The organism is Caballeronia sp. (genome assembly GCF_049581465.1).
In the GTDB taxonomy this organism is placed as follows: Bacteria; Pseudomonadota; Gammaproteobacteria; order Burkholderiales; family Burkholderiaceae; genus Caballeronia.
In genome coordinates, this window is the sequence record NZ_JBAUSA010000936.1 from 1 (window position 1) to 6,201 (window position 6,201).

The 6,201-nt window shown below is 60.0% G+C and carries 5 protein-coding genes; 1 reads left to right on the forward strand and 4 read right to left on the reverse strand.

The annotated features are described in order from the left end of the window. The coding region (locus tag WCA53_RS22985; protein ID WP_423915907.1) for a leucine-rich repeat domain-containing protein at nt 1-595 on the reverse strand (595 nt) is incomplete at its 3' end. Between the two features lie 89 nt (nt 596-684). Further along, nucleotides 685-1,545: a PhzF family phenazine biosynthesis protein gene (locus WCA53_RS22990; protein WP_423915896.1), complete on the reverse strand. Its 861-nt coding sequence runs from the start codon at nt 1,543-1,545 to the stop codon at nt 685-687. A 347-nt stretch (nt 1,546-1,892) separates the two neighbouring features. Here WCA53_RS22990 and WCA53_RS22995 point away from each other — a divergent pair, with 347 nt between their 5' ends. Continuing rightward, on the forward strand, nt 1,893-3,983 hold the full coding sequence (locus WCA53_RS22995) for an FUSC family protein (RefSeq protein WP_423915899.1): 2,091 nt from the start codon (nt 1,893-1,895) through the stop codon (nt 3,981-3,983). Nucleotides 3,984-4,003: 20 nt separating this feature from the next. Here the strand turns inward: WCA53_RS22995 and WCA53_RS23000 are convergent, their stop codons facing one another. Further along, entirely contained in the window at nt 4,004-4,462 is a 459-nt protein-coding gene (locus WCA53_RS23000; RefSeq protein WP_423915901.1) for a hypothetical protein, read from the reverse strand. Between the two features lie 116 nt (nt 4,463-4,578). Beyond that, the coding region (locus WCA53_RS23005) for a SulP family inorganic anion transporter (RefSeq protein ID WP_423915904.1) at nt 4,579-6,201 on the reverse strand (1,623 nt) is incomplete at its 5' end.

Below are 6,201 nucleotides of genomic sequence, written 5' to 3' on the forward strand. Positions count from 1 at the left end.
ATGCGTCCGTCAGCGCCATGGTTTCAAGCTCCACGGTGAGCGGATTTCCGGCGTACGCCAGCCAGGATAGGCGGGGCAGGGAAGTGAGCCACGCAGGCAGTTCGGTTAGCTGATTCGCCGAGAGACGTATCAATTCGAGGCGGGAACACGCAGCCAACTCCGTTGGCAATTCCCTCAAGCGGTTGCCGGCTAGCATCAGCTTTTGCAGTTGGGCGCAGTTTCCGATCTCGGATGGAAGTGACTCGACCTGATTGTCGGTCAGGATCAGCCAACGCAATTTGGTGGGTAGTGACTTTCCCGAAACCTTGCGTATGCGGTTTGCCTTGAAGCCAACCATTCTCAATTGCGGGCAACGCCCAAGGACCCCTGGTAGCTCGGTGAACTGGTTGTCTGAGCAGAAGATCGTGTGCAGCTTGTTCAATCGCGGCAGATCGTCGGGCAGCGACGACAGGGCATTGCGCGAGAGGTCGAGGATTTCCAGCGTGTCGGCCAGGTCGAAAATCTCGCGCGGAAATTCGGTCAGACCGCAGGCTAGTTTCAATAGCTGAGTACCGGCCAGTTGTCCGGCACGCAGTTGTTCGAGTTCGGTAATCACAGTAGTGGAGACATCCGGGCTAAGCAACATGTTGACCGTATTCATGCGGGCTGATTTTACTGAGAATCATCTCCCGTAAGCGCTTCCCCCTACAGCGTGATGACCCCGCGTCCGACTTCGATGACCCGGCCACCGACGCGGATCTCGCCATTCGCGTCGACAGCAAGCCGCAGTAGACAAGGCCTGTCGACCGCTTCGCCCTGCTCGATGTTATATACCGCTGGCAAGCCTCGGTCGTGCGCAAGCAACCAACCGCCCAGATTGGCGCAGGCGGAGCCCGTACCCGGGTCCTCGGTAAAACCGCCGCCTTGCTTCGCAAAGAAATAGCGCGACAGGACACGACCAGACTGGACCGGATCGAAGGCGAACACATAGGCGCCCTTGCGGCCGACGCTACTCTGTGGCCAGGCATCCAGACGCGCACTGTCGGGGCGTGCACGTCGCACGGCGTCCACGCTCTTGAGCGCTACCAGCAGTTGGTCCGCGCCGGTATCGACCCAAATCGGCGACGATAGCAATTCATCTTCACGCAGGCCCAGCAGCGATGCCATTTCGGCGTCCGGCAAATCCACCGGCGCTGTTTTTGGCTTGCCGGAACCCGGTGCAGTGAAGGTCCACACATCGCCCTGCGCACTGACTGGCACGACGCCCGCCTTGAATTCGAGCGTGAGGTTGTCGCCCGTGCGCGCAATTTCTCGCACAACATGGGCCGTGCCGAGCGTGGGATGGCCGGCGAAGCGCATCTCGTAGCCCGGCGTGAAGATACGTACCTTCGCGCTGGCACCCTCGGCCGGAAAGATAAATGTCGTTTCCGACAAGTTGAACTGCAAGGCGAGCGCTTGCATGGTTGTGTCATCCATCCCGCGTGCGTCTTCGAACACGCAAAGTGGATTTCCGCCGAAGGTCGATTCGGCGAACACGTTGAGCAAGCGGAAAGGGTAGGTGGCCATAAGTCGCTGATAAGTCGCCGGTGAAATAACGCGGGATAAGGTTCGCAATCCGCCCCGCCGCCGGGCGGATTATTGCGAGCTCACAACATCTGCTCACTGCGGACCATTCTGCCCGTCCGCTCGGCGAACTTAACAGATACAGTTGCATTCTCTGTAAAATTAGTACGCGCACCCGCAAAGTCAACATGCCGTCCGTTCCGGATAAATGGCATAGCGGAATTACATATTCACAACCCGTTCGGGGGCAGCGTCACGGCGCGATTTATCATGAATACGCACCCTCAATGCCGGCGCGTGCGGCCGGCACATCCGATAGACCTGGGAAGCCGGTCGGCCCGGCATGATCGATGACCTTTCCCTCACTGCGCGACTGGTTGTTTTCGCTCAAGACGTTTATCGCCGCGATGCTGGCGCTCTACATCGCGTTTTATTTCGAACTGCCTCGACCTTACTGGGCGATGGCGTCCGTCTATATAGTCTCCAATCCGTTCGTAGGGGCGACGCGATCAAAGGCGCTGTATCGCGTTCTGGGAACGGCTCTGGGCGCAGTTGCCGCCGTCGTGCTCGTGCCACCGTTTGCGGAAACGCCCTACTTGTTGAGCGGCCTTATTGCCCTGTGGACGGGCGTGTTTGTCTACCTCTCCATTTCAACGCGGGCGGCCAGGAGCTATGTTTTCCTGCTCGCCAGTTACAGCTTGTCGGTGATTGCCCTTCCTACCGTATCCGATCCTTCTAGCGTCTTCGATATCGCGGTTTCGCGATTTGAAGAAATTACGCTCGGCATCGTGTGCGCAAGCGTCGTGGGAAGTGTTCTGTTCCCTAACCGCCTGGCGCCGACGCTTATCGAGCGAACGGACGCCTGGTTCCGCGATGCCATTCTCTACGCGAGCGAGATCCTGTCGGGCCGTACTGCTGGAGAACGCGTTACCGTGAGCCGTCAACGGATGGCAACGAGCGTCCGGGGACTCGAGCTCTTGCTGAGCCAGCTAGCCTACGATCACGTGAGCCCAAGGATCCTGGGGCGCGCTCGGGAACTGCACGGCCGGATGCAATTGATGCTGCCCGTGGCATCCGCCCTCGCGGACACGCTTGCCGCATGCCTTAGCATTAACTTGCCCGTCAGAGCCAACCTGGAAAGCCTGCTTCTAGATGTTGAGCGATGGATGAACGAGTCCTTGCGCCAGGATCCGGAAAACGAGGCACCAAGCCTGCGGATGCGCATAGCGCAATTGGAGCCGTCCGAAAGTGAATTGACGAGGTGGGAGGGCGCGCTATTGGCGAACGCACTATGGCGTCTCAGGCAGCTTGTCGATCTATGGGTGGATTGTCGTGTACTGCGAACGATCATTGTTGAGGAAACGGGCAGTTGGCGGCCGCGCTTTCGCCATTGGCGAATCGGCGCGTCGCAACCCTTTCTTGATCAAGGCCTGGCGGTGTTTTCGGCTGGTTCGACTGCGGCAGTTATCTTCGTGTTCGCGTGCGTGTGGATAGCGTCAGGCTGGCAAGACGGCGCCGCGGCCGTCTCGTTTGGCGCGATCGGATGCTGCTTTTTCGCGGCAGCCGATGAGCCCTTGCCCATGATGAAATTATTCCTTATGTGCAGCAGCGTGGGGGTCGCGATTTCCGGTATCTATCTGTTCGCGATCTTGCCGAACGTCAATGATTTTCCGATGCTCGTACTCTTTTTCGGGCTAGGGTTCATCCCGCTCGGATTGCTGATGCCTCGGCCCCGCTGGCAGTTGGCGGCCACGCTGGTTGCGTTGACCACAGCCACGTTTCTTGGGATCGACAGTGTCTACGATTCCAATTTCCTGACGTTTCTCAACTCTAATAGCGCCGGTCTTGCGGGTGTCGTGTTCGTTTCGCTAATGACGGGCGTGGTACGGCCCTTTGGCAGCAGCGTGGCCGCGGCCCGGCTAACCCGGTCGAACTGGAGGGACGTGATCCTGAGTGCGTCGTCGCAGTCCTACGCAAATCAACGAGAGCTGACCGCGCGCATGCTCGACCGAATCGTGCAACTGATTCCGCGCGTGGCGCCGACTAGCGACCATAAACATCCCTCAACCGAAAGCATTCGCGATATGCGGATCGCGCTTAATTCGTCAGATCTGCTGCGGCTCTCGGGCAAGCTGTCCGGCGAGTTGCCCATCGCGTTTAATCGTGTGCTCGATGGTATAAAGCGGCACTTTGAGACGTGCGTCGCCAATAATGAAAGAGAGGCTGGACCGGCGGATCTGGCTTACGACATCGACACTGCGATCGCCCACCTTACGAGCACCTTTCTCGCGCATGAAGAGGGAAGCGGCAAGCAACGACGAGACGCGCTCCACGCGCTTGTCGGGATAAAGCTGTCGCTGTTTCCTGGTCCGTCCCCTGGCGCGAGACCCGGCTCGTTGCCCGGCCCGCTTGGCCGGTCCGCGCCGGCCAACCCCGAATAACACGATGCCAAAGTCCGCGTTCAATTCCCGGACAGATGCTGGCTTACGAAATCCGCAAACTTGTTTTGGGTCGTGGTCATTTTCTTGAAGCACTCGTCGTACGCGGATCCTCTGGACTGTTCCGGATCGTACATGCCGCGACACTGCCCGAAGAGAGCAATCGTTGCGCCACTGCCTTTCGGCACGCGTGTCGCCGAATAACTCACACGGCCATTGCGGGTGGGCAAGTCGGTGTCTATGGCGAGCGCATCGGTGCGGATTACGTCGGTATCGGAGTGCTGCTGCACATAGGTCGCCGTCAACTTCCAGACCTTGTCGCATTGCGACTGGTCGCGGCACTCGATCGTGGCATTGCGCTGGGCGGAATCCAGCGATTCTCGATCGTGTCCAAAACTGCGGTCGAGGTCGGCTTGCGTTTCGGCAGACCCGCAACCGGCGAGCACAAGCAAAGCGAGCATGGCGGGGAGGATTTTCTTCACTGACTGGGTTCCCAAAATGAGTTCACACGGATTATAGAAGCACGGCTGAGTGCGACTCATCTTTGGCTCAAGCGATGCATCCCCGTTGCCCTTTTCCGTGGTGACGAAATATCGCGTCAAAGCTCCGTTTTGGTCTGCACCGACGGATGCAGGTCCAGCGTGGCGAGAGCCTCGTGCAGTGTTTCGAAAACATGCGTATCGCCGATCACCTCCGTAATGCCATGCCGGTCCATGTCGGCGCGCAGGTAGCGGTTGACTCGCGCGAACACGACTTCAATATTACGTTGTTGCAGATTCTTGCAAAGGTCTCCTACGGACCTGGCTGCCGAATAGTCCAGGTCGGTGATGGCAGCGGCATCGACCACGAACCAGCGCACCGGGGTCGGCGCACGGTCGAGGAGCAGGCGCACGTCGTCGACGAAGAAATGGTCGTTCGCGAAAAACAGGTCCGCTCCGAAACGGTAGACGATCAAACCCGGTTCGGTCTGCGTGCCGGGAGCCGCCGGCACCGGCAGCCAGCGCTTGTCCGGGCCGGGCACCAGCATCATCGTATGGGGGTGGTAGCTATGGCGCACGTGGCGAAGCAGCGACAACGCGACCGCGAGAAGTATCCCGTCTTCGACGCCGATCAGCACCACAGCACCTGCCGTGACGAGCGCCAGGATGAATTCACCCGGACTCTCGCGCTGAATGCCGCGCAGGCTTTTCACGTTGATCAGCCCGATTGCAATGGTGAACACGATGGCAGCCAGCACGCAGTGCGGAAGATACTGCAGCGCTCCACTCAAGAACAGCAGCACCGCGACGACGACGCCCGCAAAGACAAGCTGCGCGAACTGGCTGCGTGAACCTGCAAGGTCGGCCATAGCGGTCTGGGTCGGACTGCCATTGACGACGAACGTCCCGGTCATCGCGGCCGCCGCGTTCGCCACCGCCAGTCCAAGAATGTCGGCATCGCCATCGACTCGCTCGTGGTAGCGCTCGGCGAACACGCGGCCTGCCGCCGCACTCTGCGCGATGATCATGACAAAGCACGAAGCCGCTACGGGCACAAGGTCGAGCGTCTGCCGCCAGCCGGGGAGCGAGAGCCCCAATGGCGGCAGGCCACCCGCTACGGGCCCGATGATGGCAATCCCGTGGTGGGCGAAATCGTAGGCGTAGCTCGCCGCGATTCCTCCGATTACCGCAAACATGGACACCGGGAGGCGAGGCATCAAATGTTTGAAGCCGACAATGCAAGTCACTACGATCGCCGAAATCGCGAGCGCTGGAAGGCTGACCTGGCGCAGGTGATCGAGGACCGTTCCTAGTTGCTCAAGCGAGTGGGACGACGATACGGCGAGGCCTAGCATGTCACCCAGCATCGCGATACCAACCTGCATGCCCACGCCCGCGAGAAAGCCGATCAGGACGGTGCGCGAAAGGAAATCGGCAAGAAAGCCAAGCTTGAAGACTCGCGCGATCAGGAGAAGCACTGCGGTGAGAAGAGCTACCGTCCCCGCGAGCGAAATGTACTGGGCGCTTCCGATCGGCGCCATCCCGGATAGGCGGCTTGCGAAGATCGTGGCTGTTGCAGAGTCGGCGGCCACCACCAGATGACGGGACGCGCCGAAGATCGCGAACGCCACGAGCGGCAGGACCGCGGTGTAAAGGCCGGTGACCGCCGGCATTCCTGCAATGCGCGCGTACCCCAGCACCTGCGGGATATCCATTGACGCGAGCGTGATACCGGCTAGGGC

What these genes read in the sequence shown, in the direction of transcription:
- WCA53_RS22990 (WP_423915896.1), bottom strand. Translation starts at nt 1,545, where the DNA reads ATGGCCACCTACCCTTTCCGCTTGCTCAACGTGTTCGCCGAATCGACC.
- WCA53_RS22995 (WP_423915899.1), top strand. Translation starts at nt 1,893, where the DNA reads ATGACCTTTCCCTCACTGCGCGACTGGTTGTTTTCGCTCAAGACGTTT.